The 19772-nt window shown below is 47.8% G+C and carries 20 protein-coding genes; 7 read left to right on the forward strand and 13 right to left on the reverse strand.

What is annotated here, in order from left to right; genetic code table 11:
• Positions 1 to 41: 41 nt before the first annotated feature.
• The 3 genes from OEY58_00855 to OEY58_00865 all read right to left on the reverse strand — a co-directional run bounded on the left by OEY58_00855 (position 42) and on the right by OEY58_00865 (position 2366).
• Positions 42 to 866: a DUF2797 domain-containing protein gene (locus OEY58_00855; GenBank protein ID MDH5323991.1), complete on the reverse strand. Its 825-nt coding sequence runs from the start codon at positions 864 to 866 to the stop codon at positions 42 to 44.
• Positions 867 to 1120: 254 nt separating this feature from the next.
• Positions 1121 to 1597 carry a DUF4442 domain-containing protein gene (locus OEY58_00860; protein MDH5323992.1) on the reverse strand — a complete coding sequence of 159 codons (477 nt, stop codon included), beginning with the start codon at positions 1595 to 1597 and terminating at the stop codon, positions 1121 to 1123.
• Between the two features lie 22 nt (positions 1598 to 1619).
• Positions 1620 to 2366, reverse strand: coding sequence for a 16S rRNA (uracil(1498)-N(3))-methyltransferase (locus OEY58_00865; protein ID MDH5323993.1), 747 nt, complete (start codon positions 2364 to 2366; stop codon positions 1620 to 1622).
• A gap of 87 nt (positions 2367 to 2453) precedes the next feature.
• Here OEY58_00865 and pyrC point away from each other — a divergent pair, with 87 nt between their 5' ends.
• Both pyrC and rnt read left to right on the forward strand, forming a co-directional pair.
• Complete coding sequence (pyrC, locus tag OEY58_00870) at positions 2454 to 3491, forward strand: dihydroorotase (protein MDH5323994.1); 1038 nt, start codon at positions 2454 to 2456, stop codon at positions 3489 to 3491.
• Between the two features lie 8 nt (positions 3492 to 3499).
• On the forward strand, positions 3500 to 4135 hold the full coding sequence (rnt, locus tag OEY58_00875) for a ribonuclease T (protein MDH5323995.1): 636 nt from the start codon (positions 3500 to 3502) through the stop codon (positions 4133 to 4135).
• A gap of 101 nt (positions 4136 to 4236) precedes the next feature.
• Here the strand turns inward: rnt and grxD are convergent, their stop codons facing one another.
• The 8 genes from grxD to OEY58_00915 form a co-directional block, all read right to left on the reverse strand.
• Positions 4237 to 4572 carry a Grx4 family monothiol glutaredoxin gene (grxD, locus tag OEY58_00880; GenBank protein MDH5323996.1) on the reverse strand — a complete coding sequence of 112 codons (336 nt, stop codon included), beginning with the start codon at positions 4570 to 4572 and terminating at the stop codon, positions 4237 to 4239.
• Between the two features lie 71 nt (positions 4573 to 4643).
• On the reverse strand, positions 4644 to 6422 hold the full coding sequence (locus OEY58_00885) for an N-acetylglutaminylglutamine amidotransferase (GenBank protein ID MDH5323997.1): 1779 nt from the start codon (positions 6420 to 6422) through the stop codon (positions 4644 to 4646).
• Positions 6423 to 6438: 16 nt separating this feature from the next.
• Positions 6439 to 7308, reverse strand: coding sequence for a hypothetical protein (locus tag OEY58_00890; GenBank protein MDH5323998.1), 870 nt, complete (start codon positions 7306 to 7308; stop codon positions 6439 to 6441).
• 436 nt (positions 7309 to 7744) lie between these two features.
• Positions 7745 to 7957: a DUF3330 domain-containing protein gene (locus OEY58_00895; protein ID MDH5323999.1), complete on the reverse strand. Its 213-nt coding sequence runs from the start codon at positions 7955 to 7957 to the stop codon at positions 7745 to 7747.
• A gap of 415 nt (positions 7958 to 8372) precedes the next feature.
• Complete coding sequence (locus OEY58_00900) at positions 8373 to 9335, reverse strand: beta-propeller fold lactonase family protein (protein MDH5324000.1); 963 nt, start codon at positions 9333 to 9335, stop codon at positions 8373 to 8375.
• A 49-nt stretch (positions 9336 to 9384) separates the two neighbouring features.
• On the reverse strand, positions 9385 to 9978 hold the full coding sequence (locus OEY58_00905) for a DUF3379 domain-containing protein (GenBank protein MDH5324001.1): 594 nt from the start codon (positions 9976 to 9978) through the stop codon (positions 9385 to 9387).
• Positions 9968 to 10540 (reverse strand): RNA polymerase sigma factor, encoded by a 573-nt coding sequence (locus OEY58_00910; protein ID MDH5324002.1) that lies wholly within the window; start codon positions 10538 to 10540, stop codon positions 9968 to 9970. Before OEY58_00910 ends, OEY58_00905 begins: the two co-directional genes overlap by 11 nt.
• A gap of 246 nt (positions 10541 to 10786) precedes the next feature.
• The gene (locus OEY58_00915) at positions 10787 to 11431 is read right to left on the reverse strand and encodes a thioredoxin domain-containing protein (protein ID MDH5324003.1); all 645 of its coding nucleotides are present in this window, start codon (positions 11429 to 11431) and stop codon (positions 10787 to 10789) included.
• Positions 11432 to 11687: 256 nt separating this feature from the next.
• Between OEY58_00915 and OEY58_00920 the strand changes: the two genes are divergently transcribed.
• Positions 11688 to 12884, forward strand: coding sequence for a sel1 repeat family protein (locus OEY58_00920; GenBank protein MDH5324004.1), 1197 nt, complete (start codon positions 11688 to 11690; stop codon positions 12882 to 12884).
• Between the two features lie 15 nt (positions 12885 to 12899).
• Here OEY58_00920 and OEY58_00925 read toward each other — a convergent pair whose 3' ends face one another.
• Positions 12900 to 14468 (reverse strand): hydantoinase B/oxoprolinase family protein, encoded by a 1569-nt coding sequence (locus OEY58_00925; GenBank protein ID MDH5324005.1) that lies wholly within the window; start codon positions 14466 to 14468, stop codon positions 12900 to 12902.
• 323 nt (positions 14469 to 14791) lie between these two features.
• On the opposite strand from OEY58_00925, the gene OEY58_00930 reads away from it, so the two are divergent.
• The 4 genes from OEY58_00930 (at position 14792) to OEY58_00945 (ending at position 18649) form a co-directional block, all read left to right on the forward strand.
• Positions 14792 to 15280, forward strand: coding sequence for a urate hydroxylase PuuD (locus OEY58_00930; GenBank protein ID MDH5324006.1), 489 nt, complete (start codon positions 14792 to 14794; stop codon positions 15278 to 15280).
• 137 nt (positions 15281 to 15417) lie between these two features.
• A complete protein-coding gene (locus tag OEY58_00935; GenBank protein MDH5324007.1) occupies positions 15418 to 16593 on the forward strand; it encodes an acetylornithine transaminase in 1176 nt (391 codons plus the stop codon).
• A gap of 17 nt (positions 16594 to 16610) precedes the next feature.
• Positions 16611 to 17510 carry an ornithine carbamoyltransferase gene (gene argF / locus OEY58_00940; GenBank protein ID MDH5324008.1) on the forward strand — a complete coding sequence of 300 codons (900 nt, stop codon included), beginning with the start codon at positions 16611 to 16613 and terminating at the stop codon, positions 17508 to 17510.
• 71 nt (positions 17511 to 17581) lie between these two features.
• Complete coding sequence (locus tag OEY58_00945) at positions 17582 to 18649, forward strand: ABC transporter ATP-binding protein (protein MDH5324009.1); 1068 nt, start codon at positions 17582 to 17584, stop codon at positions 18647 to 18649.
• A gap of 130 nt (positions 18650 to 18779) precedes the next feature.
• On the opposite strand, the gene OEY58_00950 is transcribed toward OEY58_00945, so the two are convergent.
• Positions 18780 to 19433: a c-type cytochrome gene (locus OEY58_00950; GenBank protein ID MDH5324010.1), complete on the reverse strand. Its 654-nt coding sequence runs from the start codon at positions 19431 to 19433 to the stop codon at positions 18780 to 18782.
• Positions 19434 to 19772 lie beyond the last annotated feature (339 nt).

The following is a 19772-nucleotide window of genomic DNA, read 5'->3' on the forward strand; positions in this document are numbered from 1 at the left end:
CCCCAGTTCCTTCGTTACACGGTTCTCATCCGTACCGCTTTTTACAGCTTCCAGCCGAACTCAATCTCATACCCGCTAAATTTTCGGATATTGATAACACCTGCATCCAAGATGAGATACTGTCCTTTGATCCCCATCAAAACACCACTCACCTCAGGAGTTTTGTCAAAGTTCAGAGATTTCACTTTCTCCGGAGTCTGTTGCACCGGATATTGAATCTCAGTAACCACACCATCCAGAACGGAAACTGCCTCGCTGCCATGTTCCTCTTGAATGCTTTCGATATCTCCGGCAACTTGCTGCAACAACTTATCCCTTGTTGCCATTAAGTCCACAGATTGAGACTCACCTTTAAGCATTTTGCGCCAATCGGTTCTATCGGAGACATGCTCTTTCATGACCACTTCTACCAGACCGGAGATATAGCGGTTTTTCACTTTAAACACCGGTATCGCTTGTACGGCGCCTTGATCTATCCATCGGGTGGGAACCTGGGTATGTCGAGTAATACCCACTTTCAGTCCGGAAGAATTGGCCAGATAAACAATATGCTCCTGCATGCAGTGGCCCTGTGCCCATTGTTCGTCGCGGCAAGTTCCCTGGTCGAAGTGGCATTGTTCCGGTTTCACTATGCACATATCGCATTCGGCCAGGGAACGTAAACAAGGGAAACAATAACCTTGATTGAAACTTTTATTGGTTTTGCGGCCACAGGCCACGCAATGAATTTGCCCGGTAAACGTCAGGGATATTGTTTTCTCCAAGTAAGGATTGAGAGGAATTTGCTCCGACCCCACCGGCAATAGATACTGCACGGGATTATCCAGGATGGAACTCATTTTTAGTAAATTGCCGGTTATCGTCATTCACACTAACCTTTTTTGTTTTATACGGTGTCCCATTATATGGATAGAGTTCAGTTGCTTCAAAAAGATTGAATTTCAATGCCAAAACCAACGGGAGGGAGTAGGGGTCAAAAGGTAAACTTGGTAGGTCGGATAACAGGGAATTGTTATCAAGGCCACAGGGACGTGTGCCGCTTACCGAGCTTACCTTTTAACCCTTATTCTCGTATTTGTTACTGGAACCATCACATAAACAGCAAACAGCTCTGCGCCATTTAGCGTTTAAGTCTGGATTCTTTGCTGTATCCGTGCGGACGAATTGCAACGGTATTTTCAACTCTGGTGCACAAACGCCCATCATCTCGGTAGAATCCGTACTCAAATACGGGAGTGCTGCGTCCGCGGGTTTCTAAATCCCGACGTATGCGAGCATCCACGGCAGGATCAAAATGGAACCGTAATTCCAGGTCCGAATTGCCTTCCAGCTCAAAGTCCAAACTCATAGCTCGGGTCCAGGCTGAATATTGAGGGAATCGGGCCAGGCACGCCAAGGCCGCGATAGGGTCCGCCAGTGACGCCTGATAACCGCCAAACACCGCATCCCCCAAGTTTCTGGAAAAAAGGTTCAAAGGAAGCTTAAGACGCACCTGTTGCCAATCCACATCTAACTGCAACACTTTCACTCGCATCATAAAAAATGGCGGAAACCATTCAATTCGATGTTGTGCCGACAGCCACCTCGATTTGTGCATTAATTTCAGTATATTCAAATAATTAACCCAGATCCCCCCAAAGGGACTGCAAGATCGCCAACGCCGTCAGCGCAGCTGTTTCGGTACGAAGAATCCGCGGCCCCAAAGCCACAGACTCAAACCCCAAGGGGCTAACTGCGGCTAAATCACTTTGGGTCAAACCGCCCTCGGGTCCCACGAGCAATACCACCCCTGGCGCGAAAACCCGCGGCATCTGCCGCAAAGACAACGCAGCATTTTGGTGCAAAACCAATTTCAATTCATTTTGCAATAACGTTTGGCAACGATCTACCCAGGATGGCAAGGATTCGACCGGATGAACCAACGGCACCCGGTTACGGCCGCATTGTTCGCAGGCACTGGTGACAATGGCCTGCCAGTGTTGGCGCCGCCGTTCCCGCCGCTCTCCCTGCAGGTTCACGCCGGTGCGCTCTGTCGTCACAGGAAAAATCTCACTAATACCCAACTCCGTGGCTTTTTGAATGGTGTAGTCCATACGTTCACCACGGGAGACCCCTTGAACCAAAACCGTTCTTAAGGGTGACTCCAAATCCACTTCATGGCGTTGTAGAATCTGGATACATCCTTCGCGCTTTTCTAACGCGCTAATCTTCCCCGCGTATTCTGCACCGTCACCGTTAAATACGGTCACCGCATCTCCGGGCTTCAGGCGCAGAACCCGGAGCAGATATTGAACCGCCTGGGCATCACAAATCAGTGACTGCCCTACCGCCAAACTTTGTTCTTGAAAAATCCTGGGAATTCGCATGCAAATCCTGCGTGTATAAAAATCATTGATTCAATGGCATAATGCACTATCCAGTAATTATAAACGTAGTTGACCCAAAACTGTCCTGTGAACACACTGACCCTTACTCGACCGGACGATTGGCATTTGCATCTTCGAGATGGTCAAGCCATGCAGGACGTATTGCCCTATACGGTACGACAATTTGCCCGCGCTATTGTCATGCCCAACCTGTCCCCCCCCATAACCACAGTGGATCAAGCCGCAGCCTATCGCCAAAGAATTCTGGATAGTATACCGAATTCGGCAGCCTTCGAGCCTCTGATGACCTTGTACTTGACCGATCGTACCAATGTGAAGGAAATTCACAAAGCAGCTGAGGCCGAGTTTGTACATGCCGTGAAATATTATCCGGCCGGTGCGACCACCCATTCCGACGCAGGGGTAACTCAGTTAAGCCATACTTTTGCTGTGTTAGAAGCCATGCAAGAGGCAAAACTGCCCCTATTGGTGCACGGCGAGTCCACTCGAACCGATGTGGACGTCTTTGACCGTGAAAAAGTGTTTATCGATCAACAATTGGAATCCATTCGGCAACGCTTTCCCACATTACCCATCGTATTTGAGCATATAACAACCAAAGATGCTGTGGATTTTGTCCTTCAATATGAACACACCGGTGCCACCATCACACCTCAACATATTTTGTACAATCGCAATGCTTTGTTTAAGGGCGGTATCAACCCCCATTTTTATTGTTTGCCCGTACTCAAACGTGAACAACATCGTCAAGCGGTACTGTCTGCAGCCACTAGCGGCAATCCTAAATTTTTTCTGGGAACCGACAGCGCACCCCACACTAGAGCCCGTAAAGAAAGCGCCTGTGGTTGCGCCGGTATTTTTAGTGCTCATGCCGCCTTGGAGTTTTACGCCGGCGCATTTGAGGCCGCAGGCGCTTTGGATAAACTGGAAGCGTTCTCCAGCTTCCACGGCCCGGATTTCTACGGCCTGCCACGCAACACCACACACGTTACGCTGGAAAAACAGGAGTGGCAGGTACCCAGCCGTTTACCCATGGGTGGTGAGGAACTGATACCTTTATGCCACGATGAAATACTTTCGTGGAAAATGATCGACTGCGACTAGAGTAAACCATGACCAAATCAAACAAGTCCAACAACGTGCTCGCCAAACGCTTCAGAGGGTTTTTACCCGTTGTTGTCGATGTGGAAACCGGTGGCTTTAACAGCCAAACCGACGCCCTGTTGGAGATTGCCGCAGTGACGGTCAGCTATGATGAACAAGGACAATTAAAACCGGATCCACCCATTTGGACCCACGTGACCCCCTTTGACGGCGCCAATTTGGATCAAGCGTGTTTAGCATTTACCGGAATCGATCCACATCACCCCTTTCGTTTCGCAGTACCGGAACTGGAAGCCTTGCAGAAAATTTTCGAACCCATACGTTACCGCCTCAAAGATGAAGGCTGTACTCGAGCTATTTTGGTAGGCCACAACCCCGCCTTTGACTTGGGATTTTTACAAGCCGCCGTGACACGCAATAAAATCAAACGCAATCCGTTTCACCAATTCAGCACTTTCGACACAGCCACACTAGCAGGTCTGGCTTTTGGGCAGACAGTGTTGGCCCGCGCCATAAAAGCAGCAGGTATCGCTTGGGATAATGATCAGGCTCATTCGGCTCGCTATGATGCCGAAAAAACAGCCGAGCTGTTTTGTAAGATCGTTAATTTGTGGGGTGAAATTCGGATGCTGAATCAAGCCTGAAAAAAAGAAAGCCACCCGAAGGTGGCTGAATCACAAACTCAAAGTTGCATAAGTGCAAAGTTTACAGGAGAGAACGAAAGCTTAAAATTCCTTCAAGGTGATTATTCCGCGACTTGATTCTTTTTTTCCACCGCGCTTTGAACCATGGATTTTAGTTCACCCTGTTGAAACAAATCCAGAGTGATATCACAACCACCAATCAATTCACCATTAATATAGATTTGCGGAAAGGTTGGCCAATCGGCAAATCGAGGCAAATTCTCAAAAATCTCCATGTCCGCCAGGACATTAACATAAGCAAATTCTTCTCCACACGCCTTTAACGCTTCGGCGGCGCGACTGGAAAAACCGCACTGTGGTAATTGTGGAGTACCCTTCATGAATATGACAACGGGATTTTGCTCAACCTGTTGTCGAATTCGGTCTAAAACGTCCATTAAAATTACACCTCGTAGTTGAAACCAATCGTGTGGCCACTATTATACATCAAAATACCCTAGCAAACAAGTCAACAATTATCCACATTGGTCTGTAACCAATACTCCAACAAAGCCAAATGCCACAATTTGCTTCCTTGTAAGCGGGTAAAATAAGCTTCCGGCTGCTTCAGCAAGCGTTGCACCATAGCCCGATCAAATATCCCGCGATGGACGCAAGCATCTGAATTTAATATATTTTTCATAAAGTGCAGGAAGTCTCCCTGGACATATTTCAATGCCGGCATAGGAAAATATCCTTTGGGTCGGTCTATGACGGAATCGGGGATTAAACCTCGGGCGATGGTCTTTAGGGGATGTTTACCGCCGGATTTTAGTTTGATTTCCGGAGGCATGGCAGCCGCCAACTCCACCAATTCATGATCCAAAAAAGGCACCCGAGCTTCCAGGCCCCAGGCCATGGTCATATTATCAACGCGCTTGACCGGATCATCAACGATTAAGGCTGTCACATCCATGCGCAATACCCGATCCATAAAGGTATCACCATTTTGTTGCTGTAATTGCTCACTGACCCAACGAGAGGTGACATCATCCACATGGTACTTTCCGGTCACCGTCTGCAAATACTCATCGTGGTCACGGTCAAAATAGTGTGATGCAAACCGGTGTAAATCCGACCCCGACGCCTGCTGCATTAAGGGATACCAAAAATACCCCGCAAACACTTCATCAGCCCCCTGCCCGCTTAAAACAACCTTGACGTCTTTAGAGACCTGCTCCGACAACAAATAAAAAGCCACCGCATCCTGCCCCACCATGGGTTCCGACATATTCGCTACCGCTTCCGGTAAGCGTTGCAGTACTTGCTCGTTGGGGATATGAATTTTTCGATGCTGAGTTTGAAACCGTTGCACCACTTCATCGGAGTATTCAAACTCACTGCCTTTTTCGTCACCAATATCCTCAAAGCCAATAGAAAAAGTTCGCAAATCCTCCACTCCAGCCTCGGCCAGCATTCCCACCAACAAACTGGAGTCCAGTCCACCGGAAAGCAATACTCCAACGGGCACATCCGCTATCACTTTGCGGCGTTCCACTGCCGTACGCAAAGCCTGGTGAATGGCATCAATCCATTCAATTTCGTGTTTGAAGTTCTGCGGACGCTGTGCGCGCAACTCCCAATAAGCTCGTAATCGGGTGTCACCATCCGCACTGACGGTCATGGTGTGTGCCGGAGGCAGTTTACGGACTCCTTGCAGAATTGTACCGGGAGCCGGCACGACAGCGTGTAACGTGAACTGATGATGCAGACTTACCGGGTCGATACGGGTGTCCACCCCGCCTGCAGCCAATAAGGATTGAATATTGGACGCAAATGAGACGCGTTTATTATCCAAAGAATAATATAGGGGTTTAATTCCCAAACGATCCCTGGCTAAAAACAGCGTCTTCTTTTTCTGATCCCAAATCGCGAAAGCAAACATGCCGTGCAAATGTTCTACACACTGTTCACCCCATTGAGCGTAGGCCTTTAAAATAACTTCCGTATCACCGTGAGAAACGAACCGGTGGCCCTTAGCGATTAATGCCTGACGCAACTGTGGATAGTTATAGATTGCTCCATTAAACACCAAGGACAATCCCAGCGGTGTATCCACCATAGGTTGATGGGACAACTGGGACAAATCGATAACTGACAGGCGCCGATGCCCCATTCCCACCGATTTATCCAGCCATTGACCGCCGCTGTCTGGCCCACGCCGCAGCAAAGGCTGCATCATGGCGTCAATGGATTGCGCCGCCACTGCGTTGGCGTCAAAACGCAGTTCGCCACAAATTCCACACATAATTAGGCTTCCGTTGTTACTTATGTTTTTTAGATATGGGCTTTACATCCAGATTTATAGATGTCAATTCCACGGTTTCCGCTGTGTTACTCACTGGTACCTTTTTGGCATTGGTCTTGGCGGTGTTTTTAGCTTTTGAGCGAGCTTTTGTAGTGCGTTTCGCCTTAGTGTTTGCTTTTGTTTTTTTCTTTGTTTGGACTTGGTCTTGAACCTTTTTTTGATCTATTGTGTTCGCCTCGGCTAACTCGGTCTTATCCATCACCCGAGTGCTAAACGTATCCATCTCGGGAACTTGACGTTCTGCTACCGCCACTTTAGATAAAACCTCCTGAACATCCACAGCGCTCTTTTCAGGTAAAGAGGCTCCGGAATCCTTTAACAAACGCACGCCTTTGATCAAACAGTCCTTGGATTTTACTAATTCAACCAGCCCCACCTCCAACAAGCCGATCTCTTCCTGGCTGTTTTTGATTTTCTGCTTAAAACCATCAATATCCTGTCGCAAACGATTCATTCGGTGCTGAGCTAGGCGCTCTTTTTCAATTGCCTCCTTAATCACGGCTTTAACGTCAACCCCAAAAGATGCAATGGTTCGAATAACCATCACCAATTCAGAATCACTCACCCTGGGAATTACGCTGATGAGTTTCATCACATCGGTAATACTGTAATGATCTTTCCCACGCCGACCGGATTCTATATTTTCGCTGATTAACGCCTCAATGACCGGACTGGTTAGATCCGGAGCAAATATCTCCTGGCGATCCATCATTTTGAAGCCGGTATTTTTTTCAACTTGCAACGGGTCGCGCTGCGCTACCGCCAGGTCGGTATCCTCTCCCGCCACGTCGTCGCGGTTCTTAGAGTTTTTCCGAAACAAGCCCATAATACCCCCATGACTGTTAAATAATTCTCAATGCGTACATTCCAGTGCCTACAAACTATTGTACAACCCAAACCAAGGAAATAAGATATTGGAATAGTCGTCGAAAGACGATTTGGATCAAAACAGAAAATTCGGAATCGCACTGCCGTAGTGAAATTTTACCGTCTCCCACACAGGAAAACAAGTCGAAACCTTTAAGATAACTCATTGTTTTTAATTAATTTATAATCCTACACGAGCGCCCCGAGCGAATCGCAAATCTGCTTTGCAGATGAACCCAGAGAGAGTTTTCAACCAAACTCGTAGTAATTGTTTGCGGTGGATTCGAACCGTGCGGAACCGGTTAATTACAACCGTTCTGTAACATACGCGGGCCGAGAAGAGCAGCGGTGTTAGCGGGATTTCTCTTTTAGCACCGTTCCAAAAATGGGTTCATTTAATCCGGTTTTTGGTTTTGTTGCATCCATTTCGAATAACAATCCACTCCGCAAAAGTGAATCACATAGTCGGTCGTTTCCATGCTTTGGGCTCCTGAAACCGGGATTTCCTTCATGCAAACATCACAAGCCACTTTTTCGCTATCATTGCTGCTTGGACCGCTATCGCCGGACCCACCATTGCCGCTTGGGGTATCTCTTACGTCGCTCACATTACTCACCCACCGTTCATCGTCGCGTCGAATCCGCGACAGAGAATCAGACCCTCTTATTAAAGTTATAGTACGCTTGGAAACTTTTGTACACCATAGATTCGAGCATAGAGAGACGCCCGACTATCTGTGTATAACCGAGTGGTCCGCCGTCATCTACTCTGAAAATTCTAATCCGGCCTTTACCGGCTCGAGGTATACCCATTCGAAAACCCGCAACCGAAAATTGAGATCCGTTGCCGGGATAGAGACCTAATTAACTGCTAAAAACAGGGCTTCGTTAGGAAGGTTTTTTTCATGTAACACTCGGGTAGTCAATTCCTTACCCGTACCCATAGAGACCCCGTTTTTGGCAATACACAAGGCAGCCTAAGCCACCTCATGTACCGCCTTGGATCTGGGCTAACGCCAAAAATCAGGGATTGCCGTTAACCGCAACCCAAAAAGGGAAACTCTCTACTTTGTGATCTTCAACCACTTCCAGGGTGTTGACGTCGATAACAACCACTTTATCGTCCGCGGTCACTGCGACATAGACATAACGGTTGTCCCTTGAGGCACGTACACCGTGTGGACCAAACCCCACTTTAATTTGTTTCACCACTTGCAAGGTATCGGTATCAATCACGGCGACCACATCATCAGCGATAGCGCCGGTGAACACTAACTTACCATTGGGTATTACATCAATTCCGGCATGTCCCTGTCCCACCGTCAATTGTTTCATCATTTTCTCGGAACTCAAATCCAAAACGCCCACCTGATTGGAGGTATCCCGGATAAAGGCAAGCTTCCCATCAGCAGATAAATCCAGGTTGTGAGGCGTATCCAATCCGGGGGTAGGAATGACTTTGAGCATTTTTCGTTTCTTAACATCAATTACCCCTAAACCGGCTCCGCCCTGTAATGTGACGTAAGCCGTTTTACCGTCATCACTGAAACGCACGTTATGCGGCATTTCTTCAGTTGCAATAGTGGCAACCACTTTTTTAGTCTTCAAATCCACCACGCTGACTGTATTCGCGGCTTCATTGCTCACAAACACCTCGCGTCCATCCGGGGAAATTTTCAAGCCTTTTGCCGCTTTTCCGGTTTTTACTTGTCCGGTTATTTTCCCGGACTTGGCGTCGAAAAGGTAAATTCCACCATCCTTAGGACTGCTCACCACCAGAGTCTTACCGTCCGGAGTGACCGAGTTATACAACATTTTTGGACCACCCTTCCAGATCTCACGGCCGGGATACTTGACCACCTGATTGGATTCACGCAAACTGACAAATACCGGCTCGGAGTAAAAATCAGCCGCCGGAGAAACTGAAGACACAATGGCGCCCAGTGTCGCGACACAAACCAAAGCCTGTTTAATATTTTTAACCATAAACTTCAATCCCCATCAACATATTGTTGTTCCCATTCAGATCCAGTATTCACGCATGAAACATCGTACCTAAAAGCGCATCCACTGCATCCGAGCTAATTGTCTCATCATACATAACCAATACAGTCAGGCCGTTTCGAGGACGAATCAGTTTCCAAGGCATACTAACTTCCCCCTGCCCCCCAATCAGAGGCACACTAAACTCACCCTCTTTAATGAACAAATGTACTTTCGCATCCTGCGCAGCATCACCATCCGGCGTTGCACTCACACTAATATGCATAGCCCTGTCGCCACCGAGGTTACAAAACTTGGCTGAGTAAATCGGCATGGACTCAGGAAAGGAATGTAATCCTATGCGCTTAACAAATCCCTTAAATGGCAGACTAATCCCCGGCTTGTGGACTTGTTCTTTTTTTACATCTTCGAAAGCAACACTGAGCAGATCCGGTGTCACGGTAAAATATTGAATAAGTGCCACACCTATCAATATTCCCAACATACCCGCAGCCAGAAAATGCCGGGGCACGGATCGTTCTGACTTGTATTGCTGACTGTGCCAATTCAAGCGAATCCGATGCTCCAAATCCTCGGGCACATGAGGACGTTCCAATTGCTCTCGCAAAGTTTCCCTATTTCTCATACGCAACACCTCGCTTAAGCTTTTTCAAACTAACCACTTTCCCTCCGGTTATCTCCGATACGGATTTCAATGTGTCGCGCGCCCGCGATAAGCGACTCATTACGGTCCCTACCGGAATATTCAGTTGGTCGCTGATTTCTTCGTAGCTGAATCCATGCAAATGGTACAGTAAGAAAGCATCACGCAGCTTAGGCGACAAGGTCTCCAAACTGTCATAAATTTCAATCATGGTATAGGCGTCTGTCATGATGCTTTGGTCCACACCCTGATCCAATTGAATGAGCTCCTGAATGGTTTCCGAATGACGATAGCGACATCGCTGCTCGCGATAAACCGCACGTCTCAGAATGGTCAACAACCAGGGTAAGGCCTTGTCGGGATCTTTCAAAGACCCCATGGCAGTCCAAGCTTGGAAAAAAGTCTCTTGTACCACATCTTCCGCGTTGTCACGGCTGCCAGTCATCCACAGCGCATGTTTATACAGGGCTCGGTGATATAAGCGAATCCAGTCATCAAACTGACTCTTGGACGGCTTTTGCAGCCACTTCAACAACTTATCCATTTTCGCAGGTTCACTTCTGATATTATTTAATGGGTGGAGCCCAACCGTTTGCTCCTCTGTATTGTATATGTACTCTTTGGCCGGATTTTTATTCCATTGCGGAAATTTTTCTTTCAAGTAACAACAGGGGCAGACAGATAGGCACTAGAATGTACCGAACACCCGGAAGCCGGTGTACGGTAACTCTGTAATTAGGAAAATACCGCTACTTTGGCGATGAGCAAGATGGCAAAGAGTAAGATTACCTTAGTAATTTTGACTGATTTGACTCTCGACCAATCGCTGCAAAGGTTCATACCCAAACTGCTGTAACGGTTGTCCGTTTACGAAGAAGCCAGGCGTTTTCGTCACCTGCAAGCGACGCGCATCAGCCATGTCCTGTTGTAGGCGGGTTACCATCATTGGCTTTTCCATATCAGCCTGCGCTTGTTTCAAATTCAGTCCCACCCCTCCCAGCAACATCCACAGCTTCTCAATGTGAGCCTTATGGTTCGATACCCAGATGGGTTGCGACTCGTAAACCGCTTCCAATGTTTCCCAAAACTTATTTTGCAACCGGGCGGCTTCCAATAACTTAACAACCGCATCGGAGCCTTCATGAAAGGCTGCGTATCTTAATACCAAGCGTATTTTTCCAGGATTCTTTGCCATCAACCGTTTTACAAAGGGATAAAACGCTTTACAGGTTCCGCAGGCAGGATCAAAAAATTCAACGATAGTCACTTTGGCATTATCACTTCCTAATGTCGGCGAGTGATCACGAATTAAGCCCGCTGCTTTGTGGTCAAAACCCGTGTTACGCTTTCCCGTTTCGCTGGCCACTACCAAGACAATAGCAATCGCTAAAAGCAGGCCAACCAGAATAATTGGGTTCTTAATGAGTTTGTTCATGAATCATCCTTTTCAATCGGATTCAACCTTAAAGATATGGACCCATAGTTCATATACTGAAATGTTATAGCGAGTGACTTTTATCAATCCAGGCGCTAAAGCGCAGTTTATAACCAAAAGGCCTAAAACAAAAGCACTACCGGTGCATTATTGATCAGACGCTATAAAAACCACACAATATATGCGTGGCCTGATGCAACATCATGGGATACAATAAACCCGGATTAGCTTTTATAATTAGTAGCCGGTCGCCACCATGATTACAAAGATAATAACGATTACAAAAAAAATTGTAACAAAGCGGTACCCATTATTCCTTAGCACCTCAGTACTGTCTTTGCTCAGCGCTTGCTCATGGACAGAATCTGTCATTTCCACAAAACAGCAACTAGATCCCCAAAAAGCCTATGTCTACGGAAAATTTTCTCTGCAACGGGAACATTCCGGCAGACCTGAAAGTGTCGGCATGGCCTTACAGCTGAATTATTTGATGGATCAGAACTTTCAGATCGCCAAATACATTGATTTCAAGGAATCCGACAACGTTTATGCCATTGAACTGCCACCGGGGAAATATACCATTGGCCGATTAGCCTATTTCAAGGAAGGCATAATCCATGAAAGCAAACCTCTACTGGACACTTTCTCCAACGCTACTATAAGCGTGGAAGCGGGAAAGGCTTACTATATTGGTGATTTTGTGGGCTGGGCCAAGAAATCGCCTCCGGTTGAATGGCAGGTGCTATATTCCTGGAAGTTTCATTCGCTCTCTGATGAGTTTATGGACACTACGGAGTTACTCATTGCGCAAAATTCCAATTTTGGCCCAATCGCCAAACTCAATATTTTTAAGTCAATAACCACGCCATCCTTTTCCGGCATACATGAAGAACTGTTGGCGGCTGATGCGTTTTTAAAAGAAAAAATGTTTGATAAAGCTGTCGGCATATTCCGGCACTATGCCTATGAAGGCGTCCCTTACGCGCAATTCAAATACGGAATGATGCATGCTAACGGTTGGGGCGTAAAAACTTCAATTGCCGCTTCCCAAAAGTGGTACCAAAAATCTGCAGATTTGGGCAATACCCATGCTATGCTGTTTTTAGGAAGGACCTTAATTGAACATAGCCGCAAAGCCGAATCCACCCAACAAGCGCAAGACCACCATCGCGGCCGACGTCTCATTGAGGCTGCTGCAAACAACGGCAACCTCGAAGCAATGATGGAAAGCTGCCGGCAATCGGCGGTGGACAAACTGGAAGGCGATCCTCTGGCAAAAACCTATGCCTGGTGCCAAATCGCATTAAAAAAGATTAAAGATACCCCCAAAGAACTGCGTAAACAGTTTCTTTACAAATCTCAATTTGCGGAAAACAAAATGGATGCGCTAACCAAGCGCAAAGCCCGTAACTTTGTGGTTATTTTCCAGAATCGTATGCATCAAGCGAACTAAGCTTTGCCAGATACATCAATTCGACCAGCGACCCCAAGCCCCGCCACCGGGGGTTTTTATGCAAAGGCGATCTCCCCCTTTCACCGTTAAACTGACTTTACCCGGTAGTTTCTTTTCATTTAACCAATTCTCACCGACAGCAGCCGCACCGCCGCCGTTCAAGCCCCAGGGAGCCCGTTTCCTGCGTTCGGTTAACAGCGTAACCGTTGTGTCCGCTAAGAATTGAAATTCACGTACAATACCATCCCCTCCCGCAAAACGCCCCTGCCCCCCGGAACCATGGCGGATTTCATAGCGCAAAATACGCATAGGGTAGTTCATTTCCAACACTTCTACCGGTGTGTTTCGCGTATTCGTCATGTGGGTTTGCACTGCACTGAGACCGCCTCCGCTCGCTCCTGCCCCCATACCTCCTCCAATGGTCTCATAGTAATCCCATGCTTTATGAAACTGATGAGCCCGAGCGCCGGCGGCCACGTTGTTCATGCTACCGTGGCTGGCAGCGGGAATCAGTGCAGGAATAGCTTGCGCCAAGGCCCCCATCACCACATCGACCACCCGGGTGCTGGTCTCTACGTTTCCAGCCGCCACCGCCGCAGGCCGCTCCGCATTCAACAAACATCCCTTTGGCGCCTTCACTTCAATGTTACGGAAAATGCCCTGGCAGGTGGGAGTATACGCAGGCATCAAACAACGAAACACATAATAAACACCGGCAGCGGCAACAGACAGGGGGCAGTTAATATTTCCCGCCGTTTGCGCGCCGGTACCGCTGAAATCCACTACAATACGATCACCCACAACCTCTACTGTCGCTTTGATGAGCACCTCGTCAGCGGAGATACCATCATTATCCATGCTATCTTCAAAGTCGTAGTTACCATCGGGAATGTTTTTCAAAGCGGTAGCGGCCAAGGTTGCGGCATAATCATTGAGCTGATTTAAGCCCTGTTGATAACGATCCACCCCCATTGCCCGGATCAATTGCATGAGGCGTTCCAGACCAGTGCGATTGGCGCTGACCTGAGCAGAAAAGTCGCCCAAAGTCTGATTTCTGTTAGCGGTTTTTCCTGCCAATTCTTCCAGAAAAACCCCATCCAGCACGCCCTGTTGTAGCAACAATGTGGGTGCCAGCAATAGGCCCTCTTGGGCTAGGGTACTGGAAACCGGCATAGACCCTGGGGTTTCCGCACCGATATCGGCATGATGGGCACGATTGGCAACAAAAGCGACCAATTTGTTATTTACAAATAAGGGCGCAACCAAGGTCACATCCGGTAAATGTGTCCCCCCCAGATAGGGATCGTTGAGCAGCAACATGTCGCCCTCTTGCCAGCTTGTCTGGGTAACAATATGGCGCATAGCATACGCCATACTGCCCATGTGCACCGGTATGTGCGCCGCCTGAGCGTTAAGGTCGCCTTTTGTATCAAACACGGCACAGGAAAAATCCAAACGGTCTTTAATATTGGGTGAAAACGCCGAACGCTGTAACACTGCCCCCATTTCGTCGCACACGGCTTCCAGCCGATTGGAGAACAGGCTCAATTCTACGGGTGACAATGCAGTCGAGTTATGCTTCATTCCATTTCCTGCGGTTTTACTGCGGTATATTGGTTAGTTATAATATTGCATAATAATTAAGAATGCTTTACCCTTTGACCCACTAAGGCACTCGGTTAATTGCTGAGAATCGATAGCCATGCCGAATGCAGATAAAACGATTGATTATAATGACATTTTGATGTCACAAGGAAAAGACTATGAACCCACTTGATTCTATTTTAGGTACTATTATTTCCGGTTTTGTACTCACTGTCATTCTGGCTTTTGTTGCCAAAGCGATTGGCGCGTAATACGGCCTAAACAACTACCCATCAACACCAACAAATTAAAAAGGTAATATCATGGAGTACTTAATATTTTTCGAACGCTGGGTGCACTTTATGGCAGGTATTTTGTGGATTGGCCTGTTGTACTACTTTAACTTTGTACAGGTACCGGCAATGGCAACCGCCGCCGCAGACAAAGACGGCCCCGGTCCTGCCGCTATTGGCAAATATATCGCCCCCAAAGCCTTGTTATGGTTTCGCTGGGCCGCAGTCGTTACCTGGATCGCCGGCGCCGGCTTGCTCGGCCCCAATCTTGGTAAAGCCTTCCTGCTGCAAACGGGCTTCGTGAATATTGGTATTGGCGCTTGGTTGGGTACCATTATGTTATTCAACGTATGGGTTTTGATCTGGCCCAACCAGAAAAAAGTGCTGGGAATGGTTCAAGCCAGCGACGAAGAGAAAAACAAGGCGAAAAGAGTGGCCTTGTTGGCGTCGCGAACCAACACCATGTTGTCTATCCCGCTGCTATTCTTCATGGCCGCACAATCTCACGGGGTATTCTAACACCGCTTCTTCATCTATAATAAGCTGTCTGACGACAGCTGGAGGCATTGCCAATTCAGGCAACAGCCTTTACCATAGCGATTTAGTGCAATGGCAGCCTCTCATGGGGCTGCCATTTTGTTTTTGGGATAGAACTTATGGGTGACACATTAATGCACACATACGCCCGGCAGCCGGTTAGCTTCAGCAAAGGCAAAGGCGCTTGGCTCTGGGATGATACGGGAAAACCATACCTGGATGCGCTTTGTGGTATTGCCGTAACGGGTTTGGGTCACGCCCATCCGGCGGTAACAACCGCCTTGTGCGAGCAGGCCTCACAGCTGTTACACACGTCCAATCTGTTTGAAATTCCACATCAACGGTCATTAGGTGAGGCCCTCACGCGCCTGAGTGGAATGGATAAGGCATTCTTTTGCAATTCCGGAGCAGAAGCCAACGAAGCCGCCATTAAAATTGCGCGTTTACACGGCAAGAGCAAGGGCGTGAAGTCTCCGGCTATTATCGTGATGGAAAACAGTTTTCACGGTCGTACCCTGGCCACATTGAGCGCCACGGGTAATCGCAAAGTTCAAGCGGGGTTTGAGCCGCTGGTGCAAGGTTTTGTTCGTGTCCCTTATAATGACCTTGAAGCCGTGCGAACTATTGCAGAGAACAACCAGAATGTTGTAGCCGTATTGGTGGAGCCCATCCAAGGTGAAAGTGGTATTAACATACCCGATGCCGATTATCTGAACAGCCTCCGAGCCATCTGCGATGAACATCAGTGGTTACTTATGTTAGATGAAATCCAATCGGGCATGGGCCGCTCCGGAAAATGGTTTTGTTTTCAGCACAGCAACATCACTCCGGACGTGATGACCTTAGCCAAAAGTCTGGGGAACGGAATGCCTATTGGCGCATGTTTGGCTCGCGGCACCGCTTCGGACCTACTCCAACCCGGTAGTCACGGTACCACGTTTGGGGGCAACCCCCTGGCTTGTCGTGCAGCCCTAGCGGTTATCCAAGCCATGGAGCAGGATAACTTGGTACAGAATGCTGAAATCATGGGCAACAAAATTCTGTCTTTATTGGCTCAGGGTCTAAAAGACAATCCCCAAGTAGAAGACATTCGCGGGCAAGGCTTGCTACTGGCGGTACAGTTAAAAACCAATTGTTCGCAACTGGTGAAGCAAGGATTGGATAACGGCATTGTACTCAACGTCACGAAAGACAAAATCGTGCGCCTGCTCCCTCCTTTAATTATCAATGACAGCGAAGCGGAACAAATTGCGGAAAAAGTCTGCCATTTAGTACACAATTTCCAGGCAGTTTGAAGTATAGGACTAAGGCTATGCAAGTGCGTCATTTTTTAACCTTGAGAGACTTGAGCTCCGATGAATTCCGCCGGCTGATTCAGCGAGCCATCGAACTCAAAACCATGCAGCACGACGGAAAGATTTATCAACCGTTTCAAGGCAAAGTTTTGGGCATGGTGTTTGAAAAATCATCCACTCGAACCCGCGTCTCTTTTGAAGCTGGAATGGCTCAATTTGGAGGCCACGCCCTGTTCCTCTCACCCAGAGACACTCAATTGGGCAGGGGCGAACCTATAGAGGATACGGCGCGGGTTTTGTCCCGTATGGTGGATATCATTATGATTCGCACCTTTGAACACGAAAAGCTGGAACGGTTTGCTCAATTTTCGAAGGTACCGATTATTAATGCCCTAACCGATATGTATCACCCCTGCCAACTATTGGCGGACATGCAGACTTATTTTGAGCATCGGGGTGATATCAAGGGGAAAACCGTCGCCTGGGTTGGTGACGGCAATAACATGTGCCACTCCTATATAAATGCCGCACATATCCTGGAATTTCAATTGAACATTGCAACCCCGCAGGGATACGAACCGAATGCTCAATTGCTGGCATCCACGCAGGCCAAACTGGTACTGAGCAACGATCCGGCCACTGCCATAAAAAATGCCGACTTGGTGGTAACTGACGTGTGGTCCAGCATGGGCCAGGAGGAGGAACAAGCGCAGCGGGAACAGGCATTCAAAAACTACTGTGTCACAACACAGTTGATGCAACTGGCCAATCCAGATGCTTTGTTTATGCATTGCCTACCCGCACACAGAGACGAAGAGGTCACTGCAGACGTTTTGGAGGGCCCGCAAAGCGTCATATGGGATGAGGCAGAAAACCGTTTGCATTCACAAAAAGCCTTACTGGAGTTCCTCCTGTAAATGCTCACGGGTTCCGGTATATTCGGCCTGTCTGCTATGATGGCATCAAGACATTAAGAGCCACCCCAGCAATGAAACCTTTATTGGAACTTAAACAAATTCGCTGTTGCTATCAAGGCAACACCATCGTCGACAATCTTTCTTTACACGTCAATCATGGCAACCTGGTGTGCCTTTTGGGACCCAGCGGCTGTGGTAAAACCACGGTACTCAGAGCTATCGCAGGGTTTGAACCGGTATTTTCCGGCGAAATCCGCATGGGTGGCCAATTGTTATCCAAGAGCGGTTTCACGCTACCCCCTGAAAAACGGCGCCAGGGAATGGTATTTCAAGACTATGCCCTGTTCCCTCATATGACGGTGTTTCAGAATGTCTGCTTTGGTATTCGCCATCAACCCAAAGAAGAACAACAAACAACCGGTCGGCATATGTTAGAACTGGTGGGTATGGACGGATTTCAACATCGTTACCCCCATGAACTCTCAGGCGGGCAACAACAGCGTATTGCTTTGGCTCGATCCCTGGCAGCAAAACCCGATTTAATCCTAATGGATGAACCTTTTTCCAGCCTGGACCCGGACATTCGGGAAAGCCTTCGACTTGAAGTGCGCCAAATTCTAAAGCAAGAAGGTGTCACCGGCATCCTGGTCACCCATGACCAAGATGAAGCATTTGCTCTGGGAGATCAGATTGGAGTAATGAAAAACGGCGAAATTCTACAATGGGACACCCCGTTCAATTTATATCACGAACCTGTGGATAAATTTGTGGCTCGCTTTATCGGTCAAGGGGTATTTTTACCAGGGACAATGTTGTCGCCGGATACCATTGAAACTGAACTGGGAGTACTGAAAGGGGATCGCGCCTATAAGTGGCGACCTGGAACCGCCGTGCAAATCTTATTACGGCCGGACGATGTCATTTCTGATGCAGGCAGTGCCCTATCTGCAGAAATAACTCAAAAAGCCTTTAAAGGTGCAGAAATTCTTTACACGCTGCGCCTTCCCACCGGTTCAAATATTCTGTCTTTATTTTCCAGCCATGAAAACCATGAAATCGGTGACAAAGTGGGCATCAGTGTGGACATGCACCACATGGTAGCGTTTGCGGCACAACAAAGGCCAACAGACCTGCCGTAAACCTCCCATCGAGCCAGGGAAAACTCACCTCCAGGCCATCTCCCACACTTCCCACGCCCGCGAAACGAAAAACGCCCTGCCGATGGCAGGGCGTTGAGCAAACGGATTGTTCAGCTTATATCTATTCAGATTACATCCCGGACAAAAACTCGGCGACATTCTCGATGTCGTTCTTAGACAGCTTCTTGGCAATATCACCCATCATACCGGCAGGATCGTTCTTACGGGTACCGGTTTTGAAATTATTCAATTGCTTAATGATATAAGCTTTCTGCTGGCCACCGATGATGGGAAATAATGAATTGGCTTTGCTTTTACCCTTGCCATTTTTACCATGGCAGTTGACGCAACCGTACACGCCCGCCTTGGGATTGCCTTTTTCAAACAAATTCTTGCCTGCGCTGGATTTTTTGGAGTTACCGCTTTTCCCCGACATGATTTTTTGTGAGGAAAAATAAACTGCAATATCTTTTAAATCGTCCAGACTGGTTACCGTCGCGGCCATAGCGCTCATGGTATCGTCATGACGATTACCCAATTGAAAATCTTGTACTTGCTTGAAAATGTATCCTGCGTACTGCCCGGCAAGATTGGGATAAGTAGTGGGATCTATACTGATTCCATCAACCCCATGACAACCGTGACACAATTCCGACTTGGTTTTGCCGGCTTTGGCATTACCTTCGCCTGGTTTCATTCCACCGGCGATTGGTTGACTGATAGCTCCTCCCGAGAACACCAACAGTGACAGCACTGTCGCAATCATACTGATTCTTTTTATCATGACCTAACCCTTCTAGTTTCTTAACATCCAAAATCCGGTTTGGATAAGCTCCCCCTCATCAAAACCGCGAATCATTCTAACACATGAATTTATATCACAGTGGGCCCCTGCGTCAATTTTGCTCGCAAAACCATCTCGGTGCTCACATAATTTTTTCTAAGATATCAGCCACTTCCCCAAAACAGCGCTATAATTGTTCTAAATGCACTCGACGCGACCAATAGACGGGTGATTTATACCACATTTTTACCAATTTTTCCTTATTTTCACTTCAAGTTGTGGATTTTCTACTAAAATTCCCCTAGCAGACATTAATTTCTGCCAAATAATCATGGAAAA

The organism is Gammaproteobacteria bacterium, from assembly GCA_029882975.1.
Lineage (GTDB): Bacteria > Pseudomonadota > Gammaproteobacteria > SZUA-152 > SZUA-152 > JAJDNG01.